This is a genomic window from Shimia ponticola, assembly GCF_007995215.1.
Taxonomy (GTDB): domain Bacteria; phylum Pseudomonadota; class Alphaproteobacteria; order Rhodobacterales; family Rhodobacteraceae; genus Shimia_B; species Shimia_B ponticola.
Map to the genome: position 1 here is coordinate 1 of NZ_VCDK01000005.1, position 24,912 is coordinate 24,912.

Here is a 24,912-nt window from a genome sequence, read left to right on the forward strand (position 1 = left end):
CTACACTTTTTGCGAGGAACCCGATTTCTCCTGTATTTTCCGGGGTTTGAGGCAATTTTTGTGCGCCGACCTTAGGTAAGATTGAAACTTTCAACCCCCTCGCGCTGCATTGCGGCAAGGTCGCCACCCCACATTTTGTATTTCCCACAAAGTTAACCACAGGCTTAGCCACACCTCCGCAAATCACCTTACTGGAAATCTGCTGATTCAGGCTCGAGTCACCCGCAAGTTACCCACGATTCACCCGTGACTCGGTCAAAAAATCAGATCGCGCACCAAAATTTTCTCAGATGACTCGCCTGAACCCCGAATTCTTGTGGCGATCGAGGCAAATCATCTGCGGCATTGCGGAAGCCAACCACCTGCTTCGCGGCCTTGGGTCGAAAAACAGCCTGCTCAAACGAAAAAGGGGCGGCTCGTCGGCCGCCCCGTCTGAATATCTCTACTATGTATACCGGCACCTATCAGGGATCAGGTTTCTGCCACCTTCCGACTGGCCAGCAAACCGCTCCAATTTACCCTCATGGCCAACAGTCCGACAATCGCGACGGTGTAAAGGATCGGCTCCCACTGAAAGCCTTTGACCAGTAGCAGGAAGTGAAGCGCGCCCAGAAGGGCAACCGCATAGGTCGCCTTGTGCAACTTGCGCCAGATTACCGGTCCCATCTTGCGGATCGCCAGGTTGTTGGATGTCAGCGCAAGCGGGATCATGATCGCAAAGCCTGCCATCCCAACGGTGATGTACCACCGCTTCACAATGTCGGCCCAAACGTTCTGGAACTGAACATCCAACACCAGCCACGTCAGCAGATGCGCAAAGACATAGAAGAATGTGATCACCCCAATCGCGCGGCGATACTTAATCAGGTTCACGCCCAGCTTTTCGCGAAGCGGCGTCACCGCCAGCCCCGCAATCAAACCCCAAAGCGCCCAGAGACCCAGTTGGTGCTCGATCTTCTTGGCCGGGTCCACGCCCAGTTCACCGGTGATGCCCAGCCAGTAGATCCACACCACCGGAATAGGTGCCAATATATATAGTGGCCACGCTGGAACCTTGCGGAGCGTTTGATTGATGGTTTGGGCGATCATGTCGACGGACCTCAATAAAACTTCGTCAGGTCCATGCCGTCATAGAGGCTGGCCACTTCGGTTTCGTAACCGTTGAACATGAGCGTATCCTGCCGCTTGGCGAACAGGCCGCCTCCAATCTTGCGTTCGGTGGCCTGGCTCCAGCGTGGATGGTTCACGTTGGGGTTCACATTACTGTAGAAGCCGTATTCCCGCGCGTTCGCCATATTCCAGCTGGTCGGCGGCTCATCTTCGGTCAGCGTAATCCGCACAATCGATTTGATTGATTTGAAGCCATACTTCCACGGCACCACCAAACGGATCGGCGCGCCATTTTGATTAGGGATGTCTCGGCCATAGATGCCTGTCGCCATGATCGTCAGCGGGTGCATCGCCTCATCCAGACGCAGGCCTTCGCGATACGGCCAATCCAGAACGTTGCGCGCAACGCCTGGCATCTCGGATGGGCGGACGAGGGTTTCGAAAGCCACGTATTTCGCGCTCGACTGAACGCCGGCCTTATCGAGGATGTCTTGCAACTCGACACCATTCCATGGGATCACCATCGACCATGCCTCGACACAGCGGAAGCGGTAGATGCGTTCTTCGACATCCAGACCTTCCATGATCTGCGCAAAGGAGTAGTCACCCGGGCGATCCACCAAACCATCGATCTTGATCGACCATGGGTCCGTGGTCAGCTGACCGGCATTACGGGCAGGATCATCCTTGCCTGTGCCGAATTCGTAAAAGTTATTGTAGGTCGTGATCTCTTCCCAAGTGTTGGGCTCAAGCTCACCGTTGCTTTGGGCCAGCGCCGGGCCTGCAATCGACATCGCCGCAAGACCGGCCGCGCCGGTCATGAGTTGACGGCGATTCATATATGCCGCCTCGGGCGTGACGTCTTTCCAGGTCAGTGTGTTGTTCCAGCGTTTGGCCATCGGGTCCTCCGGTTCGCCTGCAGTTCATTGGCGTTGCTCTATAGGAAAGGACGGGATTGCCAAAAACAACTCCCCTCACGGACAAGTTGGCACCTGTAACAACGTGTCAGCAGACCCCGTTTTCATCACATCGGCTAACGCATCTGTGATTGGAAAGCGCAACGTTTGGCGGCTTATGGCGGATCCCGTTTTTGTCAAATGCGATCAGCATCGCCTCGCGCATTGACCGGCTTGTGTGCCCTCCCACTTGTCGCACACGCATCCCGGGCAGTCCGCCCGCCGTGCACCTTTTAGCAATGGAGAGCCACATGCTTCGCAAGACTATCCTGACCGCCACCACCGTCGCCGCACTTGCCACCAGCGCATTTGCCATGGGCGCCGAAAAAGACATCGTCGACACCGCCGCCGAAGCCGGGTCCTTTGAAACGTTGCTAGCGGCAGCCACCGCTGCTGGCCTTGTCGACACGCTGAAAGGCGACGGTCCGTTCACCGTCTTTGCACCGACCGACGAAGCGTTCGCTGCTCTGCCAGAAGGCACCGTTGAGTCGCTCTTGATGGAAGAAAACCGTGACCAGCTGGTCGCGATCCTGACCTACCACGTTGTGCCGGGCAAAGTGATGTCGGGCGATCTGCAGGACGACATGGTGGCCGCAACCGTGAACGGTGCCGACGTGATGATCGACCTCGACAACGGTGTGATGGTCAATGACGCGACCGTCGTGACCGCAGATATCGAAGCTTCGAACGGCGTCATCCACGTCATCGACAGCGTGATCCTGCCAGCGTCGTAAGACTCGTCTCCTTACCTTGGTCAGCGGGCGGTCCATTGGGCCGCCCGTTTCTGTTTCAGCGACAGTATTCCTGATGCCGTGCATTCTCACCGCATCACACAACAATCCGCCGTGGACGCGCCAAGAACTTGCCGCATTTCTGTCAATTTTGTTGAGAATTTCGCGTCACCGCGCAAAGATCACCCTTGGGTATGTCATGGGTGAGGGCTGCCACCCCACGTTTGACAAAATTTTAGAGACGAGGCTTTCGCTTGCGCAACGCCTCATGCGGTGGGGGCCAGCATTATGGCGTTTTTGGAAGAATCTACAGATATCGATAGTCCACGGATCATTTCGCTGGGCGACAACTTTGTCGGGTCCATCGACCCTTTGAACGGGGACCCTTTGGACTCGTTCAACATTCAACTGACCGCTGACACACCGGTCTTCTTTCGCTTCCTGACGACCAGCCCAGACATTGGCCTTTCGCTTCGTCTTCAAGGGGAGTTTGGCGTTGGTTTTGTCGGCGATGCTCTTTCTGGTGGAACCCAGGGCTTTGGTATCCCAACCGGGGACCTGCCTTCAGAAGCTTTGACGATCACGGATAGCGACGGCGGTGCGATCTTCCGTTTTGTTCCACCGTTCAGCGGAACGTTCACCCTGTTTATTGAGCCCGGCTTTGGTGGCGGTCCGATCCCATTGGACGTGTCGCCAACCGAAATCGACTATGCGTTTACGTTTGCGGATACCGAAACCGCAGCGCCCACATTTACGCCACCAATGACGGGTCCGACGCCGAATGACGATGTCCTTGTGGGCACAGCCGGCGACGACATTATTGATCTTCTTGCAGGCAATGATGAATACGAAGGCCGCGAGGGCAATGACACCGTCAACGGCAATGATGGCGAAGACCGGATCATGGGCGAACAAGGCGACGACAGCCTGTTTGGCGATGATGGTGACGATAACCTGAACGGCGGTCTGGGTAATGACCTGCTGCGCGGCGGCGAAGGCAATGACCGCATTGCAGGCAACTCAGACGATGATGAGCTTTACGGCGAAGGCGGCAACGACCGCATGCTTGGCAATTCCGGCGATGATTTCATGGATGGCGGCGACGGCGACGACAACATGACCGCCGGTAATGGCAATGACGAAATGTATGGCGGGGCCGGCAACGACCTGATGGACGGCGTGCGCGGCGATGACCTCATGTTCGGCGGTGACGGCGATGATGTCATGCGCGGCCACAAAGACAATGACGAAATGTACGGCGAAGACGGCAACGACCGCATGAACGGCGGATCGGGCGACGACTTCATGCGCGGCGGCAAAGGCGACGACAAGCTGGTCGGCGTCTTTGGCAACGACCGCTTGTTGGGCGATCAAGGCAACGACGATATCTTTGGCGAAGACGGCGATGACTTTGGCAATGGCGGGTCGGGAAATGACCTAATCGATGGCGGCGACGGCAATGACAAACTGCGCGGCGGGCGCGATGACGACATTGTCCTTGGCGGCGCAGGGGAAGACGAAATCCGCGGCGATGACGGCAACGACTTTGTCGATGGCGGCGACGGCGACGACCGCGTGCGCGGTGGCGCGGGCGACGACGAAGTGCGCGGCGGTGCGGACAATGACTTTGTCTCGGGCAACTCGGGCGACGACATGGTCTTTGGCGATGATGGCAATGACGTCATCCTGGGCATGAGCGGCGACGACATTCTTGATGGCGGCGACGGCGACGACATCGTCGACGGCGGTGTGGGCACCAACATCCTCATGGGTGGCGCAGGCGCTGATGAGTTCCGCGTGTCCAGTTTCGAAAACAACACCATCATGGATTATGATCCGGACGAAGACACGCTGATGGTCGATGGCATGTCGTTGACGGATGCGCTGTCGCTCAACCTGTTGGGACGCTTCGGCAGCACCTGGGATGCGACTACCGGGGAACTGGTCTTGTTCACGGATAATGGCGGCGTTCTCACTCTGCTAAAACAGCTTCCGACCTTGCCAATTCCGGTGGGACCCATCGACGTTTTCCAGATGCCGCGTCTGCAACCTGGACCAAATGAGTTCGACGTCCCGCTGTTTCCCTTCTTGGAAGTCGCTGGCACCAGCGAAGCAGACCTTTTGCTTGGCGGCGGCGTCCTGCCTCAGTCGATTGAGGGGCTGGGTGGCAATGATCTGATCTTTGCCGGAGACGCGAGCACGGATATTTTCGGCGGCATGGGCGATGACATTGCCTATGGCGGGTCGTCGAGCGACGACATCCAAGGCAACGATGGCAACGACATCCTAGACGGACGCGGCGGGGACGACGGGGTTTTTGGCGGCGATGGCAATGACACAGTCCGCGGCGGATCGGGCGATGATTTAGTCGGCGGCGGCGAGGGTGACGACTTTGTATCGGGCAACTCCGGCAACGATATCGTCATTGGCGGGGCTGGAAATGACACGATCTTTGGGCGTTCAGGCGACGACACGCTCGAAGGCGGAACCGGCGCAGACACCTTTGTTTTCTCGACCAACGAAGACAACGACACGATCACAGACTTCAACTCAGCCGAAGACCAGATCATCATCACGGACACCAGCTTTGTCAGCTATGGCGTCTTCACTGATTTTGTGACGATCAACTATTCGGGCGGCACGATCACACTGGATGACGTGGACATAAACAACATTTCCGAATTTAACGCCCTGCTCGCGGCAATCGACGTCACAATCATCTGACGTCGCAAAGACAACCAACTGAACGACAAAGCCCCTTGCGCCGAGCGGCGCCGGGGGCTTTTTCTATGCGCATGACAGATCAAAAAACCGCCCTCGTCACCGGTGCGGCCCGTGGGATCGGGCTGGCGACCACGCAACTCTTTCTCGAACAAGGCTGGCGTGTGGCCATGGTCGATTGGGACGAACCGGAACTGACCAAGGTTCAGGCCGAGCTTCCGGATACCATCGCCATCGCGCGCGATATCTCGAACCCGCAGGATGCAGATGGCATGGTGCGCGACTGCATCACTGCATTCGGGCGGCTGGACGCCTTGATCAACAACGCGGGCATCGCGGATTTCGGTCCGATTGAAGAAACCGACTTTGAACGCTGGCGTCGTGTGATGTCCGTAAACCTCGACGGCACCTTTTTGGTCAGTCAGGCGGCCATCCCCGAACTAAAGAAGACCAAAGGCGCGATTGTGAATATCGCCTCGATCTCGGGTTTGCGCGCCTCAACGCTGCGCGTGGCCTACGGCACATCCAAGGCCGCCGTGATCGCGCTGACCGAACAGCAAGCCGCCGAATTGGGCGAATACGGCATCCGCGCCAACGCCGTGGCCCCCGGCCCAGTCCGCACGAAACTCGCGATGGCGGTTCATACGCAGGAGATTATCGACGCCTATCACGACGCCATCCCGCTGAATCGCTATGCCAACGAACGCGAAATGGCCGAGGTCATCACCTTCCTCTGTTCAGAGCGCGCCAGCTATTTGACCGGACAAACGCTGTCAGTGGACGGTGGGTTCGAAAGCACTGGCATCGGTCTGCCTGCGCTGCGCAAACCCTAGCGGTGCTGATCAATCAGGATGACGTTGCCATCGGGGTCGGTCACCGCAAAGCTGGCGGGCCCCGTATCACCGCCCTGCTCATGGCTGACGGAGATCCCGGCATCCTGAAGCTTGGCCTTGATGTCGCGCACGTCATCGAACGGGTCGACATTTTGCGCGGACTGCGACCAGCCAGGATTGAACGTCAGCATGTTGCCTTCGAACATGCCCTGAAACAATCCCACCAGCGTGTCCTCGTTTTTCATGATTAGATAGCCATGAGACGGGTCGCCCCCCATGGAATCAAACCCCAGCGCCTCGTAAAAGGTTTTGGACGCCTCAAGGTCCTTCACACTTAGACTGACAGAAAATGCACCTAGTTTCATCTTTCCCTCCGGTTGCCGTCCAGAAATGACACCGGACCGTCAGGATCATATGACAATACCCGGTTTCGATCTAGAAACCCGGTGGCATCATGCCGATCACGCGTCTTCATCGGCCATTTATTCAGCAGATGATCGCTATCGCTACGCCCTGACCCGCGTCTGGGACCGCACCGCGCCGCGGCTTGCCTACATTATGCTCAACCCGTCCAAGGCCACCGAGCTGGCCAATGATCCGACCATTGAACGCTGCGAGCGCCGGGCGCGCGCCTTGGGCTATGGCAGCTTTTGTGCCGTGAACCTGTTTGCCTGGCGGGAAACCGATCCGGCCGCGCTGCGCCTTGCCGCTGAGCCTGTCGGACCTGCAAATGACGCAGCGCTCACGGCCTGTGCCAATTGGGCTGACACGGTTTTGGCGGCATGGGGGGTCCATGGTATCCATCAGGATCGTGCAGAGGCTGTTCTGACTCTGATTGCAGACCAGCGCCATCGACTTCACCATCTGGGGCTGACGAAACACGGCCATCCGCGCCACCCGCTTTATGTGGCCTATGCAACCAAACCAATGCCTTGGGCGTAAGTCCCACGACGATAAAGACGGAAAGAACAGAATGCAGGACAATGACTCCACCGCCGAACTGGTCAGGGAACTGCGCCAGTTGAATGACCACTACTTGTTGCGGTCGAACCGATCCCGCTTTCAGGCCATGGGATCGCAGTTCCTGCGCGGTCTGTCTTTTGGTCTGGGATCTGTCATGGGAGCGACGATCCTTGTGTCGATACTTGCCTATTCCTTATCTAAAATCGATTTCATCCCGATCATTGGGGATTATGCCTCTGAAATTGCGAGGGAAATCACCTTGGACCGCAATCAGTAGGCATTAACCAAAGGGCGTGGCAATCGCTGCACAGCGTCACGCCTCCAGCTACACTGCGCACAGAGCGGTAGATGCGGTGCAAGCGATGTTGATGTTGGCAAGCCTTTTGGGCGTGATGATGCTGGGTGCGGCCTTTGTCGGCCCGATGGGCGAAGACGAATTCTCAGACGAAGACTCCGACAGCGAAACTTATGATGGGCACGATACGCCCGATGTCGCCCCCTCTGCCATTCTTCCTCACGAGGCGGACGGCGACATTTATGACGATGACGTCCCGATCATTGGTGAAGCTGAAACAACCGTTACCGATATTTCCACGCCTGACGGCACCGCAACGCGCATTGTCGGCACCGAAGAGGGCGACGCATTCAGCGGCACCGACGGCCATGACGAAATATGGGGCGATCGGGGTGACGATATAATCGACGCCCAAGACGGCGATGACGCCGTATTCGGCGGTGAAGGTGACGATGCCTTGCAGGGCGGCACGGGCAGCGATGCCTTGCACGGAGAGGATGGCGACGATCAAGCCGACGGCGGCGACGGCGACGACATGGCCTTTGGTTACATGGGCGCAGACACTTTGATGGGCGGTTCCGGAGATGATTGGCTGGCAGGCGGCGATGGCAATGATACGCTGAATGGCCAAAGTGGAGACGACCGGCTCGAAGGCGGGTTCGGAGGCGATACGATCACCGGTGGTCAGGGCATGGACATGATCTTCGGTGGCGACGGGGATGACACCCTGATCGGCACCGAACTCGACGGCGGGACCGACACTGATACCCGCGACTTTATCAACGGCGGCGCAGGCGACGACACGATTATCGCAGGCACGGATGACTATGTAACAGGGGGCGACGGTGCTGATACGATCATGATCGGCGGTTGGTCTGCCCAAGGCGCGGCCTATCTAGACGATTTCAATGCATCCGAAGACCAGTTGGTTGTCGTCTTCGACGATACTGCGTCGGCGGAACCCGTGATTGACCTGCAATCCGCCGATGACGACAGCAGCGGCCCAACCCTCTTGCTTGATGGCGTTCCTGTTCTCACGCTTCACCTCGGAGCTGACGTCTCCTTGGGTGACATTTCCCTCATCGGTCACAGCACAATTCAGGCGCTCTGACGCAGCACACCAGATTCCCACTTTCCAAGGGTTGGGATTCCTCCTATATGCGCGCATCTGGCGGCGAACCGTCGGACACCTCCATGGGCCTTGCTGGACGACATCCCGGCTCGCGCCATAACTCGAACCTTACAAAGGAGACCCCGATGTCGATCACTGTTGAAGAAAAAGAACGCGTCATCAAAGAATTCGCGACCAAAGACGGCGACACCGGTTCGCCAGAAGTTCAGGTCGCTATCCTCAGCTCGCGCATCGCGACGCTGACCGAGCACTTCAAGACGCACAAGAAAGACAACCATGGTCGCCGCGGCCTGCTGAAAATGGTTGCCCAGCGCCGTAAGCTGCTGGACTACCTCAAAGGCAAAGACGAAGCGCGTTACGCCGACCTGATCAAACGTCTGGGCCTGCGCCGCTAAGCCGGTCGCTCAGACTGATCTGTTTAAAGGCCGTCCTTCGGGGCGGCCTTTTTCGTTCTCAATTGGCAGAGCGTGTCTATCTCCCGCCATGGCCCCAGTTTCGCCGCCACGTCGCGATTGACCCGTCACGCAATCACCGCAAACCTGACCACACCAGAGAGGAGACTGACATGATCCCCACACTGCGCGTGCTTTTGAACATGGGAAGCCTGCAAAGGCTGCTTCCCTTCTGGCTGGCTGGATTGGTCGCCTTTGTTCTGTGGTTCTCGCCCTGGATGCTCCTTGCCTTGGCATGGGGTGTGGTCATGCAATTCTTTGTGGAATACCTGATGCACCGGTTCCTTCTGCATCGCGAACCACCTGCGGATCAGCCAACCTTTAACGAGCTTTATCGGTCGCATATCGGGCATCACGAATTCCCGAATGACCCAGAGTTCTTTACAGGCGACGACCACTGGTATCCGGTTCGCTTCGGCCTGATCTCTCTCGCAATTCACGCCGTGGTTCTTTGGCCCTTTGTCGGGCTGGAAATGGCGATTGTCTGGCCTCTGGTGGCGATCTTTGCAGGCTCGGTATCGGCCTTTGCGTTCTATGAGTATTGCCACACGCTTGCGCATCTGAACGTCCCCAAGGGGTGGTTCGGCAAGCGCGTGACGCAAAGCCATCTGCGTCATCACTTCAACGACCATGACAGCGTCTTTCATGTCAGCTTTGGCATGGGCTGGATCGACCGTCTCTTTGGCACGACCTATGACCGCGACACAGCGCGCGAGCGATACGACGCCAAGACGATCCTCAGCATGGGCATGGACCCCGAGGATCTGCGTCTGGTCACAGCGCGCAAAGCGTTCGGCATCACAAAAATGCCCCGCGAACGCTCCAACTAGCCCCCGACGGGGTTCTCAGGTAGGCGGACGCCATGACCGACTATGCGCCGCCAAATGACCCGTTGGATGTTTTGCACGAGGACCATGAAATCATCGTGGTCAACAAACCCTCTGGGCTGTTGAGTGTGCCGGGCAAGGGCGAGCATTTGGCGGATTGTCTGCTGACACGCGTGCAAGCCGCGTTTCCAACAGCGCTCTTGGTGCATCGTCTGGACCGCGACACCAGCGGCGTGATGGTCTTTGCCGCAAGCCCCCACGCCCAGCGCCATCTCGGCTTGCAGTTCGAGAAACGCCAGATCAAGAAGACCTACCTCGCCCAAGTGCATGGCAAGCTCGAACCCAAGTCGGGAACCGTTGACCTTCCCTTGATCGTCGACTGGCCAAACCGGCCTCGGCAAATGGTCTGCCATGAAACAGGCAAGCCCGCGCAAACCGACTGGAAGGTTCTGCGCCAGGACGCGCAGCAGAGCCGAGTGATGCTGAGCCCGAAAACCGGGCGCTCGCATCAGTTGCGGGTTCACATGCTGGCGCTTGGCCATCCGATTCTGGGCGATCCGTTTTATGCAACGGGCGAAGCCTTGGACGCCGCGCCACGCCTGATGTTGCATTCATGGAAGCTCAGATTGCGCCATCCCGACGGCGGCCGCGGTATGGAATTCCTTGCTCCGCCGCCTTTCTAATCGCCGTCCATTTTGGCCAACAGAGCCGTTTTCACCCCATTTATGGGGTTTGAGCCGCTTTGCAGCCCTGATTTCAGGGCTGGAGCAAGACGGCCTATGGAATTCACGCATTCCTCACACCCGTCCATCCACGGTATCTGAAATACTGTTGACGTTACGGAAACGTTTCGGGGATGGAGGACACACAATGGAACACCAGATGCCCAGCCAATGGCGCACCGAAGGACCCAACGGCCCAGGTCATGCCTACACCGGTGGCCTGCACTGGAAAGATATGCTGGTTGCGGACCCACATGTTCACGCCACTCTGTGTCAGAAGGATTCCGGCCTGGCGACCTCGCCGGGGCAAACCTGTATCGAAGTGCCAGATTTCGACCCGGCTCGCTTGGCTGATGACAGCGCGTTCCTCAACCAACTTGTCACGCTCGACGTCCAAAGCATCGAGCTGCCGATCCACGATGCAGACGAATATGCCCTGCGCACATTTTGCCTTGCCGTATTGAGCCGGTCGCCGGACATGGTCATCCACCTCGCCCCAACGTCCCCGGATGATGCCAAGCCCGCGGAGAGTGTCTGCGTCGCCTTTCCCGGTCAGGTCATCATGGCCCAGTCCAGAAGCGTGCATTTACCCGACCACAGAGTTCCGGTTCGGGAACGCTTTGCTGCTTCCCCTCAACCAAGGACAGAAGCCTCAGCTCCGGCCCCAAGCGTGACATCAACGTCCTCACCCAGCTATGGCGGCGTGGCGGCGCGCGCACTTGAAGCGATCAGCTTGCCGGCCGGAATGCCCCCAAGGATCGCCATTTCGCGTAGCTGGTCTTTATCACTTCATGACCCGACAACGCCTGCCGCAATTCAGTCAGCGGCGCTTGGATATGCGCTGGTGCGGAATAAGAGCACGAAATCCAAGGGACCTTGGGTCCCGTTTGCCACCGCCTCGGTCGGCAGCACATCGCAGCGGCTCATTGGCCTTAGGCAACGCGGCGAAGCATTCGTCCCACAGACCGGCCTGCAAACGCGCCCAAGTGGTTGCGCCAAGATTCTATTGGCTCAGGCCCCTGTTGCGTTTGCACCCGGAGACTTCGTGCTTGATGAGGCGGGCTGCTTTGTCGGCATCATTTGCGAAATCAATGCCTCTGCGCGCGGTAGCGATCCTGAATTTGATCTGACGATCCTGCCAGTGACTGCGATCTGGGAAGACCTCTCAGCCCGTGCCGATCTGGGCAGCGACATGGCCTGCACCGCCCTCAGTGATCTGAGCTACGTGCGCGACCGCGTCATCCACCCCAAACCGCGCCGCGCCCCTGCGCAACAACGCGCAGAGTTGGAAAGCTTGGCCTAGTCCTGCAACACCCCCTGCCCGGCCCGGGTGGCGGGCACCGACGTCGGCTCGACGTCTAGCAGATCAAGATAATTCCCCGCTTCGGCAGCTGAAATTTCCTGTGCAGTTTTGGTTTGTAACGCTTTGATCAACTGACGGGCTACCATGGGCGCTGCCGCCGACGTTCCGGTCATGGACACCGACGCACCACTGCGCGATCCTGCACCGCGGTTCCCGGACAACATGGCGGACGGTTCGACCTGCGCAGCGAGACTGACCTGAGGCGCACTGCCATCACCATAGCCCGCCGCGCTGTAATCCGCCGCCTTGACGGGCGCGGCCTGACTGGCGGCGGCAATGAGCGCAGTCCGCCCAGACGCCATCCCGTTTAATGAGCCGAACCGCTTGGTGGCCACGGCGTCATCATCGTTGGTGTTCCAAAACCCCGCCGGCGTCCAACGCTTGTTGTCGAACTCATCAAAGTAGCTTTGCCGCGCGCCTGCCGTGCTGGTTCCGTAGTCGATGTCGCGTTGTATCCAAAGTGTGAGTGTTTTACGGTCGCCCGTTTTGCGCAGATCCTGAAAGCTGACATGCCACTGCCCTGCGGGCGCCCGGTTGGCCAGTGTCTCGGTCGGAGCAATAGCGATAAACACGCGCCACTGTTGGCCGCGCATGAGGTCAAAGCCAATTTGTCCGACAGGCTGTCCATCAAAGGCAACCGGATGGACTTGGCACCCGGTCACGGCGTTGCTTGCGATCTGTGCCAATACAGCACCCGGATCTTGCCGTTGGGGCGCAGGACCGAACAGCGTAACCTCAAGGTCTTGCGGGCTCATGCCCTCGGGCAGCCACATCTCCAAAAAGTTCGAGCTTCGATCATCCGGCAAGATCCTCCATGGGAGCGGGTCTGTTGCCTGTCCCGGCAACAAAGAAACCTGCGCGTGCATGGCGTCGAGGAAGTTGTTCCCCGCCGGCAAAACCAATGCTGTGGGTGACGTCTTGCGGCGGGCTTCGATCAACTCATCCATAGCCGCTTCAATCCAGCCACTGCCGCGATGCGCGCCGCCGGAATACCCGTAAGACATGTTCAGAACCACAGGCACATGGCTAAGCCCGTTGGCCTCGGCGATTTGATCGGCGCGCTCAAAAATGAAGTGAAGCGCGGACAGAATATAAAGGTCCTTGCCGGGCCCCGATGTATCCCAGCTTGTGGCCGCGGGCAGATCGACCGTAACGATCCGCACCGCCGGGTCGCGATCAGAACCGGCTGCCGTGCTCAGGACATGGGTGCCGTGCGCCAATCCGGATAACAGGCTTCCTGGATCATAGCCTGCGCCATGGGAAAGGCCGACGAAGCGATAGATCGCGTCTTCGTCCGATCCGTATTCGCCGCGCAGGCGCGCGATCTCGGCCCGGCCAATTTCGCGGCCAAATGGGACGCTGCCATTATCCACTGGCGGCACACCCTGAACCCATGCCGCGTCGATGCGCGACTGGCCGTCAGGGCCGTCGAAGGCACGGTGGGCAAAACCGATACCATCATCAATCACCCCAAGGACGATAATGGGTTGGCCCTCTGCGCGCCCGCTGGCCTGTTCGATCACTGGGGTCGAAAGCGGTGCCTCCGCCATTAGGTTGGCAGCCAACGGCAAGCCATAAGTCATGGCCTTCAGCGGGACGCCGGTCATCTGCGATGCCCAATCGTCCAACTGAGCTGACGAGACATCGACGACCCAAGGACCCTGGGTCGCGGTCCCCGCGATGAACGGCACAAATCGCGGCTTGGGCAAGCCACGCCAAAGCGGCGGAACGGTCAGCGGCAAATCGGTTGCGCCGGATGACGGTGCAACGCCCTCGCCCTCCATTTCAAGAACGCCTGTCACAAGACCGCTCTGCGTGCGTGGCTGGGCAAAGAAATCATGGTCGCGACCAAGACCGAACATCCACGCCGTATAAGGTCCGATCCATTGAAATTGCTTGGCTGGTTGGCTCGTTTGATCCATCGCTCCGATCCCCGCCATCAGATCAATTCATCCAGAGCCTTGTCCCAAAGCCATGCGATCGGACCGCTGAACGAGACTTTGTAATTCGTCCCATAGGAATGATCATGCGCCTGGAAATCCCGAACGAAGTAGTCCCGGTCTTCGGGCTTGTACAATTGCGCCGGATGGACAGCCGCCTTGTTACGTTGTGCCGTCGCCATCGAGACCAGAATGCGCGCAACCTCTCGCCCAAGGCAGGCCCCTGCCCAGCTGTCGATTGGGTAATGCACACCCGCGACGGTACGGTTCGCGGCAATACGCTCGGCCTGTTTGAACAACAGCGCCTTGCGCGCATCCGCGTCGGGATAATGATCAGGTTTGGCATTTACGATCGCCGCCAGAATCGTGGCGATGGCCATTGCCTGTGTTGCATGGCCAGAAGGAAAACTGCCGTGGCCCGGCGTCGGGATCATCGGCATGATCCGGGCGTCCAACTGATCAGGGCGGCGAATGGCCAAACAGTGCTTTGGAGTCATGACCGCATGGCTGCAGATCGCCTGTGTGAGGTTCACAAGCTCGACCAAACGCGGCATGCGCGCAGCTGTAATTCCGAGGATATGCGCATAGTGATCAACCAGCATACCCATCTGGTCGATGATCTCTGCACCTCGTTCAGCGCGCAGATCGCCATAGTCCGTCAGGAAGCGAAGCTGACCCACCAGTAGATTTGCGTCAGGACGCAGCAGTGTCAGCATCGGCTTCCCGGACCAGCGCAAGCGGATCTCGTTCGCCTCTGCCTGCCAGCTGTAATTCCGCAGGAACTCGTTAATGCAGAGCCATTCGCGCACCTGCTGAGACCACAGACCCATCTGTGCATCATTGGCGCGATCATCCTCGCGCACCAGTCCGGGTTGGATCGGCGCATTTCCAGCGACGTGACGAATACCGAAAGCCGCCGTTTGCGAGGCGACGACGGGGAAGGCAACGTTTGCTCCGTTCGCGCCATTGGCTCCATTGGCTCCATTGGCTCCATTGGCACCGTTTGCGCCGTTGGCACCATTGGCCCCGTTCGCGCCATTCGCTCCGTTGGCCCCATTCGCGCCGTTGGCACCATTGGCACCGTTCGCGCCATTCGCTCCGTTAAATCCCGTCATAATCTATACCCCTTCTGGAATTCCCGTGGCGCGCAAAGCCTCCGCAACCATCGTACCCAGCCGCCTGTCGGACGCCGGGTGATCGGTCTGATAAGACCGGATCGTCAGATGCGGTTGATCGCGCTGTAATGATTGTGCCGCCGCTTGTGCGTCTTCGCTCCGACCGAGGTTGTGAAGCGCAGCCACATAGGCCCGCAGTGTTGAATGATGCCTTGGATTGGCCCGCATGGACGCTTCGCACAGGTCAACGGCCGTCTGAAAATTGCCTGCAGCCAGATGCGCCGACGCAGAAAGCGAGTCGTAGAAATAGTGATATGGATCTGCGGGCGACAGCGCCCGCGCCCGGCCAACCAATTGCAATGCAAGATCGGTTTCGTCCCGAAACGTGTGCAAGATGCCCTTTTGCAGATGCGACATCGCTTCGTTCGGGTTGTACTTCAGCGCGGTGTCGAACCGATCTTCGGCAGTGTCCATATGTTTGGTCAGCGTGGTGTGCACCACGCCGTCCATCATCAGGCTCAGCGCGTTTTCCGGGTCGATATCGAGCGCCTTGGCCGTGGCGTCGAGCGCGCGTTGCGTATCGGCGGCAATATCGGTGGACCACCCGTTGAACACCGATTTGACGTACCAGTCGCCCAGCCAGGCATGGGCTTCGGCTGATCTCGGTGACCGCCGGATCGCCTCAAGCAGCATCTCCCGCGCGTGGGCAAATGACTTGAGCCGAAGCTGATGCATCAGGCCAACGCCAGCTACGATAAGGTGGTGGTCCTCAATATCGCTGAGCGCCCGGTTCGATGCGTGCTGCAATGCCTCGTTGGCGACGCTGCGCCCAACGGCCGCCACCAGTTCGTGTTCGGCGGCACTGTCGCCGGTCAAGAAATCACGCATGTCCCCTTCGAAATTTCGGGTCCAAAGGATTCGCCCCTGCCGCGCATCAATCAGGTCCGCATCAAGATAAAGCCGAGTTCCAAGAACGCGGATCGATCCTGACAGGCAATAATCGATATCAAGTCTCGCCTGCATGACACCAAGGTCCGCGTTGTCCTGCGTGACGGCGCGCGCCGACAGATGTGAGATCACGCCAACAAGATTGGACCGCGATAGCGACCGGCATATTTGCTCGGCCAGCCAATCCCCCAACATCGCATGCTGCGCATCCCCCAAAACAAGGCGAAACGGCAAAACGGACACCATTGGCAATAACGACAATCCATGTGCGCTCTGCGATACTCCCAACAGCGGAAGGACACGCGAGGGGTCACGGCGAATTTCGGCAATCCAAGCCTTGAAACCCGCCTCATGGATTTGAATCCCCGCGAGGAATTCACCCTGAGCTGGGCTTCCCAGAAAACTAATAGCCGCCAAGTTTAGCCGGATTTCTGTATTATTTGCAGAGATGACACTATCGAATACAGGCCCCATGACCTTTTTGATATCCGACAAGGCGCGCCGCAACGACTGACGCCCGCCGTCAAAGCTGGCCTGCCCCCATAGCATTTCCTGAAGGAATGCCCGTGTACAGCGCCCTAAAGGAGCCGTAGCCAGCAGCGCAAACAAGGCTTTGTGCTTGGCACCTGTGATCTCGAAACCGGATGGCCCGACGCCCCGCACGACGCAGGCGCCAAAAAGGCTCATTTCCAATTGCTTTGATGTCAAAGCACCGCTCCCCATTTCAAGGGACGGTAGCAAATGACACGGGTCGCTCAAACTAGTTCACACTTTTTTCACGCAGTTTTTCGGCAAAGGCCAATTAGAATTTCGCTATGCCGATTGATCGCGATTTTTCCGCTGTACCCGTTCAAGACCTCGCTGACTTTTATATCAGCTGGCCGCAGCTTCGCCGCCATTGCGTGAGCGTATTGGCGCGCGATGACCTTTCGAAAGAAGAACGGGATACAATAACCTGGTTGCAAACACTTGCAGACCGGATCGGGCCAGATGATCTGACGTGATTTTTGACCTCTAAGGGTTGCGCTGCTGCGACAGTTTTCGCGTGCGCAAGCGCCATCCATTCTCTTTGATTGGCAGGTTTCCTCCGTTCGAGAACAGACGATGCACACGTTCTTTTGTGGACAGCATGAGCAGAGCGCGGCAGATACAATGCAGCAGCAGGGGCGGCACGAGCCCCCCCAATGGAGGATCATGATGTCATCACGTTTGGCCTGCTTCAAAAGCTATGACGTCCGGGGCAAAGTTGGCCCCGACATGGACGCAGACCTGTTCCGCAGGATCGGTCAGGCGTTCGCGGTACATTTCAAACCCACGCTGGTCGTGACCGGTCGCGACGCGCGCGATAGCTCGCCCGAGCTTCAGCAGGCCGTCAATGAAGGCCTGATTTCCATGGGCGTCGATGTCATCGACCTCGGCCTATGTGGCACCGAAGAAGTGTATTTCGGCACGGCACATTACGGCGCGGGTGGTGGTATGATGGTCACTGCCAGCCACAACCCGATGGGCGATAACGGTCTGAAGATGGTGCGAGAAGAAAGCCGTCCGATCTCATGGGATGGTGGGTTGAACGCGATCCACGATCTGGCGGTCGCGGGCGCGTTCACCACCGCCGACACGCCCGGATCGATCAAAGCCGAAAACCCACGCGCCGCCTATGTTGAGCGTGTGCTCAGCTTCATCGATGTCGCTGGCCTGAAGCCGATGAAGATCCTCGTCAACGCAGGCAACGGCGCGGCTGGTCCAACCTTCGACTCCATCGCTGATGCCTTGGCGGCTGCAAACGCACCCCTCACCTTCGAACGCATTCACCATACACCGGATGAGACATTCCCGAACGGTATCCCAAATCCCCTGTTGCCGGAAAACCAACCCGCAACAGCGGACCCTGTGATCGCGTCGGGTGCAGATTTTGGCGTGGCCTGGGACGGCGACTTTGATCGCTGCTTCTTTTTCGACGCCGAGGGCGACTTTATCCCCGGTGAATACATTGTGGGTCTTTTGTCCAAGGCCCTGCTGGCCAGCAATCCGGGGCAAACCATTGTGCATGACCCGCGCGTTGTCTGGAACACGCGAAAGGTCGTGGCAGAGGCTGGCGGAACCGCGCAGCCATCGCGCACCGGTCACGCCTTGATCAAAGAAACTATGCGAGACGTCGACGCCGTCTATGGCGGAGAGATGTCAGCCCACCACTATTTCAAGGAATTCATGTATTGCGACAGCGGCATGATCCCGTGGGTCTTGGTCGCTGATCTGGTGTCAAAAACCGGCCAAAGCCTGCGCGAACTGGTCGCCCAAATGAAAGCCGATTTCCCGTCATCAGGAGAGATCAACTTCCGCATCGCCGATACCGACGCGGCCTTTGCCGCTGTTGAGGCTGCGTTTGAGCCTGATTGCATCGAAGCGGACAGGCTGGATGGCCTCAGTTTTGCCTACGACAACTGGCGTATGAACCTGCGCCGCTCGAACACCGAACCTGTCGTGCGCCTGAACGTCGAGACGCGCGGCGATGCGGATTTGCTGGCTGATCGCGTCGGCGCGGTCAAGGCTGTGCTTGGCGTCGACTGAGTGTCAGGGGGCGACCCACTGCCCCCGCCATTCACCATCCGCATTTGTGTACTGCGCCCGTCTATGGGGCGTAGTGCCAAGGTTGGTGTAATCGATCTCTCGCAGGCTCAACGTCAATTCCAGAAACTTGGCGTAGTCCGGCTCTCTCACAAACGCCTCCGCCGTTTCGATCGGCGTTCCGGGCGCAGGCGTCACGCCGTACACCTCACGAGCACCTTTGGGCATTCCGTCCCAAATCTGTTTGCTTCCGGGTGCCATTGTGGCGGTCGCGCGAAACCGCAACTGGACCTGTGCCTTGGCGTCCCAGATATGCAGCGCGCAACGCGGGTCCGCAGTCAGCTCTGCCACCTTGGGCGTCGCGGCATCGGTATAAAGCGTCAGGGTATTTGCGCTGCGCGATGCCTTGCGCAGCACAAGAATGCGGGTCTCGGGACCAGATTCTGAAATCGTTGCGAGCACAGGATGGCGGGCGGCAGCGCGACGGTCCGCTGTCCCACGCCCCAGCATCTGCCAAATCTGGTCCAGCGTCCCATCCAGCGTCTCGACCCAGCTATTCATATCCTGTCATCTCCAGATATCCGATCCCGCTATGGGAGCCGCTGACCCTGACAGGCCCCTCCCAATAGGAAAAGATCACATCCATCCACGCTTGCGTATTGACCGCCTCGACCGTCACGTCGATGCCAAAGGACGGCAACATCACTTGCCACGTCGTTGGCACCTGCCGCCCATCTACATCCGTGATATCCAAGGCGCGGGCCTGAAACTGACCATTCTCCAACGCGGTCGTCTCGCCCTCGGGCGTGATCCACGTCCCTGCTGTAAACGTGTCGCCGTCCGTGTCACGCAGCAGGAACCCCATCAGCTTGTTTCCGTCATCAAAACTCAGCGAAAACCAGTCCCATCCCGACTGCGTGCGCCCCAAAGGCTGCGAAGAATACTCCCTGTCGAGCCACGCGTTGCCGGTGACCTCAACCGCACCCTCTGGCGTTTGAATCTGCCCCGACACTTCGTAAAATGGCTGCGAGTAATAATAACTCGCTTGCCCTTCGACAGATTTCACCGAGAACCCGCGGTCTCCGTGAAAAATCAGTGGACCTTGGGCTTCCAAGCGAAGGTCATACGAAAAGTCCTGTCCCCGCGCTGTTACCTGCAAGTCTGACAGATCATCAGCGCCAACCATTTTCCAATCATCAATCCATGCCTCAAAAGGGCTGCCGACGGCACCAGCCTGCCCTGCTCCGCCCCGCGCGAAACGCTCTGCTGAGAAGTGGTTGGTTTCCGTCGTGATCGCGGCATGGCCCATCCAGCTTTGCGGGCTGTTCCAAGTATCATCGCTGCGCGGTTCGCGGGCTGACCGAAAAAGCGTCCATTGTGCGCCGTAGTCCTGACCATCTGCCCCACGAAGGTTCGTTGTCAGGTACCACCACTCAATGCGGTATTCCGGGTGCGGGCCGTGATCAGCCGGAAAATCAAAGGGCGTCCCACGCTCCGGGTTTTTGAACCCGTCGACCTCTTGCCCCAGCCCGGCAAACCCCTGCGCCAGCGCGGAGAAGGCCACTGCAGCAGCCAAAAGAAGACCAATGATTCCCGCCTTAACGCTCATCTGCGAACACCTTGATCAGTTGTGCCGGCGCAATGCGCGCGAGCCTGTAGGCGGGCAGCGCCGCCGCCAAAAGCGCGGCAACAATCGCCCAGATTGCGAGCCGCGCCCAATCGAACGGGAAGGGGAACATGGGCAGGCGCCAGCCGAATGCCTCGACGTTCACGACCGCCAGCAAAACCCATGCGAGGATCAGCCCAAGAGGCACCGCAAGAGCCCAGGTAATCGCTGCAAAAAGGACAGCCCGCGCAAGCTCGACCAAGGCAAGGTGTCGGCGCGTCAGCCCCATCGCCCAGAGTGGCGCAAGCTGTGGAAGGCGCAGACCCGCGAGAGTCGTGAGGCTGGCAAGCATCGCAAAGGCCGCCACGCCAAGCGTGAGTACGTTCAGAGCCGCCGTCACAAGAAACGTTCGGTCGAACACATCCAGCGAGAAGGTTTTGACCTCCGCCTGATTGAGGATGTTGCCCGCAGGCACCCCAATGTCGATCAAGGCGGCGCGCAGGGCCTCGACCTGTGCTGGATCGGTTCGCGCGGCGTAGCCGAGAGTTGAGACGTCCGGGAACCGTTGCAGCAATTCGGCCTGCGCAACAATCGCCTGTCCTTCGGGATTGCCATAGTCCGAATAGACACCAACGATCGGCAACGCCCAGTCGGCGGTGAGCGCCAGCTCTGAACCCAGCGTCAGATCCGCCCGCCGCCACAACTGCTCATTGATTAGCACAGCCTGCCCGGACGCCACCTGCGCCCACGGGGTGTCGAGGGCTGTAATGAGCGGCCAACCTTGTTCGTAAGTCGGATGATCGACCACCCCAAAAAGCTGCGCCGGTTGCCCCTCAAGCCGGATATCGGTGGACCGGATCGGCAGAACGGCATCTGCCTGCCCCTCCAGCAAGGCGCGCACATCCTCGGATTGCTGCGAGTCCCGCGCGGTCACGTAAATCTCGGACGCAAGCCGCTGATCCAGCCATCCCGCAAAAGTCAGGCGGAACGACGATACCATCGTGCCCACACCTATATTCGTGGCCAGCGCCAGCAGCAGGGCCATCAGCGCAAGCGACAGCCCCGGCACTTGTTGGCGCGTGTCGGCCAGCGCCCATTGCGTGATCGGCCCCCGTGCTAGCGGAGCGGCAAGACGCAACAAGCGGGACAGAACCCACGGGAGCAGGAAGGCAGCGCCAAGCAGAAACGCACCGAGCAGCAGGAACCCGGCAACCAGCCCGCTGCCAAAAATCAATAGCACCACCGTCACCGCAAAAAGGACCAAGGCCGCCAATGCCAGCCGGGTTTGCGACCGATCCATCGCCATCGCCCAGGCCCGCGGCTTGGCCGGTGCAAGGATCGGCAGTTTCGCCACTTGCCAGAGGCTCTGTCCTGCCGCCGCCGCTGCACCCGCGAGCGCAATGCCAAATCCGCTGAGCGCCCATGCCGGATCAAGCGACAGCGTGCCGGGAACCGCCGCACCGTAAAGGCCCCGCAGGGTTGCCGCGACGCCGGGCAGGAGTGTCGCCGCCACCAGATAGCCCAGCCCAATCCCCAAAAGCCCGGCAAGGATCGCCAAAACCAAAGTCTCACCAGCCAGCACCGCCACCAGCCGCCGGGTCGAGACACCCAGCGCGCGCAGTGTACGAAACATGCCGCGCCGCTGTTCAAATGCCAGCCCGATGGCGGCATGCACGATGAACAGGCCAACCGCGAAGGACAAAAGGCCAAAGGCCGTCAGGTTCAGGTGAAAACTGCGCGTGAGTTGCGCGATATCGCCAGCCGGGTCTGGGCGCACACGTTCCAGGCTCGGGATCAGATCATCGAGCGGCGTCAGGCCAATTGGCTGCTGCGGGGCGATGATCAGGTGGCTGAAACCGTCCACCTCAAGCAGACGCCAAGCAGTGGTGACATCCGTCACGACCTCACCAATCGCCACGCTGAGGTTCGGGATCGCGCGCGGTAGACCGTCAGGCAAGGCCGCCTGCGTTTCGGGGTGAACAAAGATCAGCCCGTCGTCTGAGAACCATTGGGCCAGATCATTGTCATCTGACAAATCAGGCGCGCCAGCTGACGGCGGCAGGGTAAAGGGATCAAGGCCGATCACCGTCACCCGGTCTTCGCCCCGGCCATAGCGACCTTCGATCACCGGAGACACCAGCCACCCCGCGCGGCGCAGATCGACAAAGGTCTGACGTTGGATCAACGCGCCCCCTTGGGCAACGAGGCGGTCGAAATCACCCTGCCCCAGCGCTTGGGCGGCGGCATCGTAACTGCTGCGCGCCTCTTGGTTGATGGCTTGCACCCCCGTCCACAGACCGGTCGCAAGGGCCAGCCCAAAGAGCAGCGTGACCAACTGCAAGGGCCTGCGCCACCAATGACTGAGCAGCGCCTGCAAGACGACCCGTGTCATCATGCGAGGCTGCCTTTGGACAAGGTCAGATGGCGGTCGAGCGCGGCGGCACGAGCTTGGGAATGAGTGACCACAAGGAGGCCGGTATTGGCCTCTTTCGTAAGGTCTACGAGCAGTGACATCACCGTGTCGGCGGTGTCTTCATCAAGGTTGCCTGTCGGTTCGTCCGCCAGCAAGAGCGCGGGTTTCGCAGCGATGGCGCGGCCAATTGCAACACGCTGTTGCTGCCCACCCGAGAGTTGTTCGGGGTAACGCGCGCCCACGGTTGTGAGGCCGAGACGTTCTGAGACCGTGTTAACCCACGTCTCGTCCAAGCGCCCGGCAAGGCGGGCATGGAAAGCAAGGTTCTGAACAACCGTCAGCGATGGGATCAGGTTAAACTGTTGAAACACCACGCCGATCTGCGTGCGCCGCAGTTCTGCCAGCGCGCGGTCATCAAGGCCTGTGATCACCGTCCCGTTCAGAGTGATCGTCCCCGCATCCGCAGTGTCCAGCCCCCCGACCAGATGCAGCAAGGTTGATTTCCCCGACCCGCTTTCCCCCATCAACGCAAGGCTTTCGCCCGCGCTCAGGCTCAGCGACACGGCGTCCAGCACGGTCAGCGGCCCGGTATCTCCCGGGTAGGTTTTGGTCACGGCATCAACAGTCAACAACATGGGTGTGGAGGTAACCGTGTAGGGGCCAAGGTAAAGGGCAGCCGTATGGTAACCTTTTGCAATGCGGCGATTTGGGCGCGTGCGATCGCCTCGGCCTTGAGCCGGGCCTCGATGGGCTTGGCGCGGCGGTCGGGCGGAGCGCTTTTGCGGGTCGGGGTCCCGGGTCAGGCCCGGGACGTGAAGCTCTTGATCCGCAGTCCTAGGCCCGATCCGGGACCTCTTGGCTAAATGGCTCAGCTTGAGTTTCAGGCCCCGGATGAGATCCGGGGCGGCGTTGGCTTAGCCGCCCAAGCCGCGCTTCAGCGTATCGCCGAAGGAGATCTTGGGGGTCAGCTCCACCGACACCGGCTCTTCGTCCGAGTTTTCGACGCGGGATTTGATGATCTCGGCCGCTTTCTGTCCGATCTCGTACCGGCAGGCATCCATGGTGGCGAGTTGCCGTGGCAGACCGTCGAGCAATTCGACCCCGTTGAACCCGGCCAGACCGACGCGGCCCGGCACGTCGATCCCTTGTTCCAGACAATAGAGCAGCCCGCCTGCTCCGATCATGTCATTGGAATAATACAGGAAATCCAGATCCGGATTCCGGTCCAGCATGGCCGCGGTCATCTCGCGTCCTTTGGCAAGGGCCGACCCGCCGTCATAGAATTCCTTGTCCAGAATCTCGACCCCACCTTTGGCCAGCGCCTCGGTGAAGCCTTCGAAGCGTTTGCGGGCGCGGTGATCGAGCGGCATCTTGGTGCCCATGAAACCGATATTCTGATAACCCATTTTCAGGATCTGCTGACCCATCTTTCGACCCGCACGGCGATGGCTGATGCCCACCATGCTGTCGACGGCGCGCCCATCCACATCCATGATCTGAACAATGGGAATACCTGAGTTGACCATCATGGCCTGCGCGGCCTCGGTCTGTTCCAGTCCCGCGATGATCACACCCGAGGGCCGCCACGAGAGCATTTCATAGAGAACCTGTTCTTCGCGCTCGGGTTTGTAATTGGTGACGCCAACCACAGGCTGCAGGCCCGAACCGTCGAGAGTGTCCGAAATCGCACCCATGACCTCTGGAAAGACCATGTTCGACAAAGACGGGATGATCACGGCCACAAGGTTCACCCGCTGCGAGGCCAGCGCGCCTGCGATCTTGTTCGGGACGTAACCCAAGGTCTTGGCCGCAGTTAGGACCTTTTCACGCGTCGCGTCGCTCACATCCCCCCGATTGCGTAACACGCGGCTGACGGTCATCTCACTGACGCCTGACGCCTCGGACACGTCGCGAAGGGTCAGCGGGCGTCGGGGCGGGTTGGAGCGTGAATTCATATGCGGGAGGGTCCGATCTTTTGACGTCTTTTTCTGACGTTAGCGGGACCCGGCCGGTTTGTCCAAACTCTGTGCAGGCCCACGATGCCGCATGGTCCGCACGCGGAGCCAATTTGCATGTCTGGCCAAACCGCTATTTTCACGAAATAAGAGCACGGCGCGGCCCCGTGGCTCAACTGGATAGAGCAGCCCCCTCCTAAGGGGCAGGTTGCAGGTTCGAATCCTGCCGGGGTCGCCAAAAACACCTGAAAAATATGGCTTATTT

22 protein-coding genes and 1 tRNA gene are annotated in these 24,912 nt (G+C 59.3%); 12 read left to right on the forward strand and 11 right to left on the reverse strand.

All coding sequences use genetic code 11. The features are described 5' to 3' along the window. Window positions 1-471: 471 nt before the first annotated feature. Together msrQ and msrP are read right to left on the reverse strand one after the other, a co-directional pair. On the reverse strand, window positions 472-1,089 hold the full coding sequence (gene msrQ / locus FE702_RS10180; protein WP_147126199.1) for a protein-methionine-sulfoxide reductase heme-binding subunit MsrQ: 618 nt from the start codon (window positions 1,087-1,089) through the stop codon (window positions 472-474). A gap of 11 nt (window positions 1,090-1,100) precedes the next feature. Beyond that, a complete protein-coding gene (gene msrP / locus FE702_RS10185; protein WP_147126200.1) occupies window positions 1,101-2,009 on the reverse strand; it encodes a protein-methionine-sulfoxide reductase catalytic subunit MsrP in 909 nt (302 codons plus the stop codon). A 308-nt stretch (window positions 2,010-2,317) separates the two neighbouring features. Here msrP and FE702_RS10190 point away from each other — a divergent pair, with 308 nt between their 5' ends. From FE702_RS10190 to FE702_RS10200, 3 genes are all read left to right on the forward strand, one after another. Next, complete coding sequence (locus FE702_RS10190) at window positions 2,318-2,800, forward strand: fasciclin domain-containing protein (RefSeq protein ID WP_147126201.1); 483 nt, start codon at window positions 2,318-2,320, stop codon at window positions 2,798-2,800. A 285-nt stretch (window positions 2,801-3,085) separates the two neighbouring features. Continuing rightward, on the forward strand, window positions 3,086-5,521 hold the full coding sequence (locus FE702_RS10195; protein ID WP_147126202.1) for a calcium-binding protein: 2,436 nt from the start codon (window positions 3,086-3,088) through the stop codon (window positions 5,519-5,521). 65 nt (window positions 5,522-5,586) lie between these two features. After that, on the forward strand, window positions 5,587-6,351 hold the full coding sequence (locus tag FE702_RS10200) for an SDR family NAD(P)-dependent oxidoreductase (RefSeq protein ID WP_430303178.1): 765 nt from the start codon (window positions 5,587-5,589) through the stop codon (window positions 6,349-6,351). Here FE702_RS10200 and FE702_RS10205 read toward each other — a convergent pair. Continuing rightward, on the reverse strand, window positions 6,348-6,716 hold the full coding sequence (locus FE702_RS10205; protein WP_147126204.1) for a VOC family protein: 369 nt from the start codon (window positions 6,714-6,716) through the stop codon (window positions 6,348-6,350). The two genes, FE702_RS10200 and FE702_RS10205, sit on opposite strands and share 4 nt — an antisense overlap. 49 nt (window positions 6,717-6,765) lie before the next feature. Between FE702_RS10205 and FE702_RS10210 the strand changes: the two genes are divergently transcribed. From FE702_RS10210 to FE702_RS10240, 7 genes are all read left to right on the forward strand, one after another. Further along, window positions 6,766-7,293, forward strand: coding sequence for a DUF1643 domain-containing protein (locus FE702_RS10210; RefSeq protein ID WP_147126205.1), 528 nt, complete (start codon window positions 6,766-6,768; stop codon window positions 7,291-7,293). A 31-nt stretch (window positions 7,294-7,324) separates the two neighbouring features. Beyond that, complete coding sequence (locus FE702_RS10215) at window positions 7,325-7,591, forward strand: DUF5665 domain-containing protein (RefSeq protein WP_147126206.1); 267 nt, start codon at window positions 7,325-7,327, stop codon at window positions 7,589-7,591. A 16-nt stretch (window positions 7,592-7,607) separates the two neighbouring features. Then, the gene (locus tag FE702_RS10220; RefSeq protein ID WP_186827056.1) at window positions 7,608-8,720 is read left to right on the forward strand and encodes a calcium-binding protein; all 1,113 of its coding nucleotides are present in this window, start codon (window positions 7,608-7,610) and stop codon (window positions 8,718-8,720) included. A 146-nt stretch (window positions 8,721-8,866) separates the two neighbouring features. Beyond that, window positions 8,867-9,136 (forward strand): 30S ribosomal protein S15, encoded by a 270-nt coding sequence (gene rpsO, locus FE702_RS10225; protein ID WP_147126208.1) that lies wholly within the window; start codon window positions 8,867-8,869, stop codon window positions 9,134-9,136. Between the two features lie 170 nt (window positions 9,137-9,306). After that, window positions 9,307-10,023, forward strand: a complete 717-nt coding sequence (locus tag FE702_RS10230) for a sterol desaturase family protein (RefSeq protein ID WP_147126209.1) — start codon at window positions 9,307-9,309, stop codon at window positions 10,021-10,023. A 32-nt stretch (window positions 10,024-10,055) separates the two neighbouring features. Then, window positions 10,056-10,703, forward strand: coding sequence for an RluA family pseudouridine synthase (locus tag FE702_RS10235; RefSeq protein WP_147126210.1), 648 nt, complete (start codon window positions 10,056-10,058; stop codon window positions 10,701-10,703). Between the two features lie 187 nt (window positions 10,704-10,890). After that, window positions 10,891-12,045, forward strand: a complete 1,155-nt coding sequence (locus FE702_RS10240; RefSeq protein WP_147126211.1) for a hypothetical protein — start codon at window positions 10,891-10,893, stop codon at window positions 12,043-12,045. On the opposite strand, the gene FE702_RS10245 is transcribed toward FE702_RS10240, so the two are convergent. From FE702_RS10245 to FE702_RS10255, 3 genes are read right to left on the reverse strand one after another with little or no spacing between them, the layout of a single operon-like run. Further along, window positions 12,042-14,045: a S8 family serine peptidase gene (locus tag FE702_RS10245; RefSeq protein ID WP_147126212.1), complete on the reverse strand. Its 2,004-nt coding sequence runs from the start codon at window positions 14,043-14,045 to the stop codon at window positions 12,042-12,044. The genes FE702_RS10240 and FE702_RS10245 overlap by 4 nt on opposite strands. Then, window positions 14,045-15,160 (reverse strand): phosphatase PAP2 family protein, encoded by a 1,116-nt coding sequence (locus FE702_RS10250; RefSeq protein ID WP_147126213.1) that lies wholly within the window; start codon window positions 15,158-15,160, stop codon window positions 14,045-14,047. The genes FE702_RS10245 and FE702_RS10250 overlap by 1 nt, the downstream gene beginning before the upstream one ends. Window positions 15,161-15,163: 3 nt before the next feature. Further along, window positions 15,164-16,795: a hypothetical protein gene (locus FE702_RS10255; RefSeq protein WP_222611808.1), complete on the reverse strand. Its 1,632-nt coding sequence runs from the start codon at window positions 16,793-16,795 to the stop codon at window positions 15,164-15,166. Window positions 16,796-17,305: 510 nt separating this feature from the next. On the opposite strand from FE702_RS10255, the gene FE702_RS10260 reads away from it, so the two are divergent. Continuing rightward, entirely contained in the window at window positions 17,306-18,676 is a 1,371-nt protein-coding gene (locus FE702_RS10260) for a phosphohexomutase domain-containing protein (RefSeq protein ID WP_255449660.1), read from the forward strand. Between the two features lie 3 nt (window positions 18,677-18,679). Here FE702_RS10260 and FE702_RS10265 read toward each other — a convergent pair whose 3' ends face one another. The 5 genes from FE702_RS10265 to FE702_RS10285 all read right to left on the reverse strand — a co-directional run bounded on the left by FE702_RS10265 (window position 18,680) and on the right by FE702_RS10285 (window position 24,647). Further along, window positions 18,680-19,234 carry a pyridoxamine 5'-phosphate oxidase family protein gene (locus FE702_RS10265; RefSeq protein WP_147126215.1) on the reverse strand — a complete coding sequence of 185 codons (555 nt, stop codon included), beginning with the start codon at window positions 19,232-19,234 and terminating at the stop codon, window positions 18,680-18,682. Beyond that, complete coding sequence (locus FE702_RS10270; RefSeq protein WP_147126216.1) at window positions 19,227-20,282, reverse strand: lipocalin-like domain-containing protein; 1,056 nt, start codon at window positions 20,280-20,282, stop codon at window positions 19,227-19,229. Before FE702_RS10270 ends, FE702_RS10265 begins: the two co-directional genes overlap by 8 nt. Next, window positions 20,272-22,671, reverse strand: a complete 2,400-nt coding sequence (locus FE702_RS10275) for an ABC transporter permease (protein WP_147126813.1) — start codon at window positions 22,669-22,671, stop codon at window positions 20,272-20,274. The genes FE702_RS10270 and FE702_RS10275 overlap by 11 nt, the downstream gene beginning before the upstream one ends. After that, a complete protein-coding gene (locus tag FE702_RS10280; RefSeq protein WP_147126217.1) occupies window positions 22,671-23,327 on the reverse strand; it encodes an ABC transporter ATP-binding protein in 657 nt (218 codons plus the stop codon). The genes FE702_RS10275 and FE702_RS10280 overlap by 1 nt, the downstream gene beginning before the upstream one ends. 279 nt (window positions 23,328-23,606) lie before the next feature. Then, complete coding sequence (locus FE702_RS10285) at window positions 23,607-24,647, reverse strand: LacI family DNA-binding transcriptional regulator (protein ID WP_147126218.1); 1,041 nt, start codon at window positions 24,645-24,647, stop codon at window positions 23,607-23,609. Window positions 24,648-24,808: 161 nt separating this feature from the next. On the opposite strand from FE702_RS10285, the gene FE702_RS10290 reads away from it, so the two are divergent. Next, window positions 24,809-24,885 (forward strand) — tRNA-Arg (locus tag FE702_RS10290). The last annotated feature ends 27 nt before the right edge of the window (window positions 24,886-24,912 follow it).

Excerpts from the sequence above, each read along its gene's own strand:
- msrQ (WP_147126199.1), bottom strand. The coding sequence starts at position 1,089 with ATGATCGCCCAAACCATCAATCAAACGCTCCGCAAGGTTCCAGCGTGG.
- msrP (WP_147126200.1), bottom strand. The coding sequence starts at position 2,009 with ATGGCCAAACGCTGGAACAACACACTGACCTGGAAAGACGTCACGCCC.
- FE702_RS10190 (WP_147126201.1), top strand. The coding sequence starts at position 2,318 with ATGCTTCGCAAGACTATCCTGACCGCCACCACCGTCGCCGCACTTGCC.
- FE702_RS10195 (WP_147126202.1), top strand. The coding sequence starts at position 3,086 with ATGGCGTTTTTGGAAGAATCTACAGATATCGATAGTCCACGGATCATT.
- FE702_RS10200 (WP_430303178.1), top strand. The coding sequence starts at position 5,587 with ATGCGCATGACAGATCAAAAAACCGCCCTCGTCACCGGTGCGGCCCGT.
- FE702_RS10205 (WP_147126204.1), bottom strand. The coding sequence starts at position 6,716 with ATGAAACTAGGTGCATTTTCTGTCAGTCTAAGTGTGAAGGACCTTGAG.
- FE702_RS10210 (WP_147126205.1), top strand. The coding sequence starts at position 6,766 with ATGACAATACCCGGTTTCGATCTAGAAACCCGGTGGCATCATGCCGAT.
- FE702_RS10215 (WP_147126206.1), top strand. The coding sequence starts at position 7,325 with ATGCAGGACAATGACTCCACCGCCGAACTGGTCAGGGAACTGCGCCAG.
- rpsO (WP_147126208.1), top strand. The coding sequence starts at position 8,867 with ATGTCGATCACTGTTGAAGAAAAAGAACGCGTCATCAAAGAATTCGCG.
- FE702_RS10230 (WP_147126209.1), top strand. The coding sequence starts at position 9,307 with ATGATCCCCACACTGCGCGTGCTTTTGAACATGGGAAGCCTGCAAAGG.
- FE702_RS10235 (WP_147126210.1), top strand. The coding sequence starts at position 10,056 with ATGACCGACTATGCGCCGCCAAATGACCCGTTGGATGTTTTGCACGAG.
- FE702_RS10240 (WP_147126211.1), top strand. The coding sequence starts at position 10,891 with ATGGAACACCAGATGCCCAGCCAATGGCGCACCGAAGGACCCAACGGC.
- FE702_RS10245 (WP_147126212.1), bottom strand. The coding sequence starts at position 14,045 with ATGGCGGGGATCGGAGCGATGGATCAAACGAGCCAACCAGCCAAGCAA.
- FE702_RS10250 (WP_147126213.1), bottom strand. The coding sequence starts at position 15,160 with ATGACGGGATTTAACGGAGCGAATGGCGCGAACGGTGCCAATGGTGCC.
- FE702_RS10255 (WP_222611808.1), bottom strand. The coding sequence starts at position 16,795 with ATGAGCCTTTTTGGCGCCTGCGTCGTGCGGGGCGTCGGGCCATCCGGT.
- FE702_RS10260 (WP_255449660.1), top strand. The coding sequence starts at position 17,306 with ATGTCATCACGTTTGGCCTGCTTCAAAAGCTATGACGTCCGGGGCAAA.
- FE702_RS10265 (WP_147126215.1), bottom strand. The coding sequence starts at position 19,234 with ATGAATAGCTGGGTCGAGACGCTGGATGGGACGCTGGACCAGATTTGG.
- FE702_RS10270 (WP_147126216.1), bottom strand. The coding sequence starts at position 20,282 with ATGAGCGTTAAGGCGGGAATCATTGGTCTTCTTTTGGCTGCTGCAGTG.
- FE702_RS10275 (WP_147126813.1), bottom strand. The coding sequence starts at position 22,671 with ATGACACGGGTCGTCTTGCAGGCGCTGCTCAGTCATTGGTGGCGCAGG.
- FE702_RS10280 (WP_147126217.1), bottom strand. The coding sequence starts at position 23,327 with ATGTTGTTGACTGTTGATGCCGTGACCAAAACCTACCCGGGAGATACC.
- FE702_RS10285 (WP_147126218.1), bottom strand. The coding sequence starts at position 24,647 with ATGAATTCACGCTCCAACCCGCCCCGACGCCCGCTGACCCTTCGCGAC.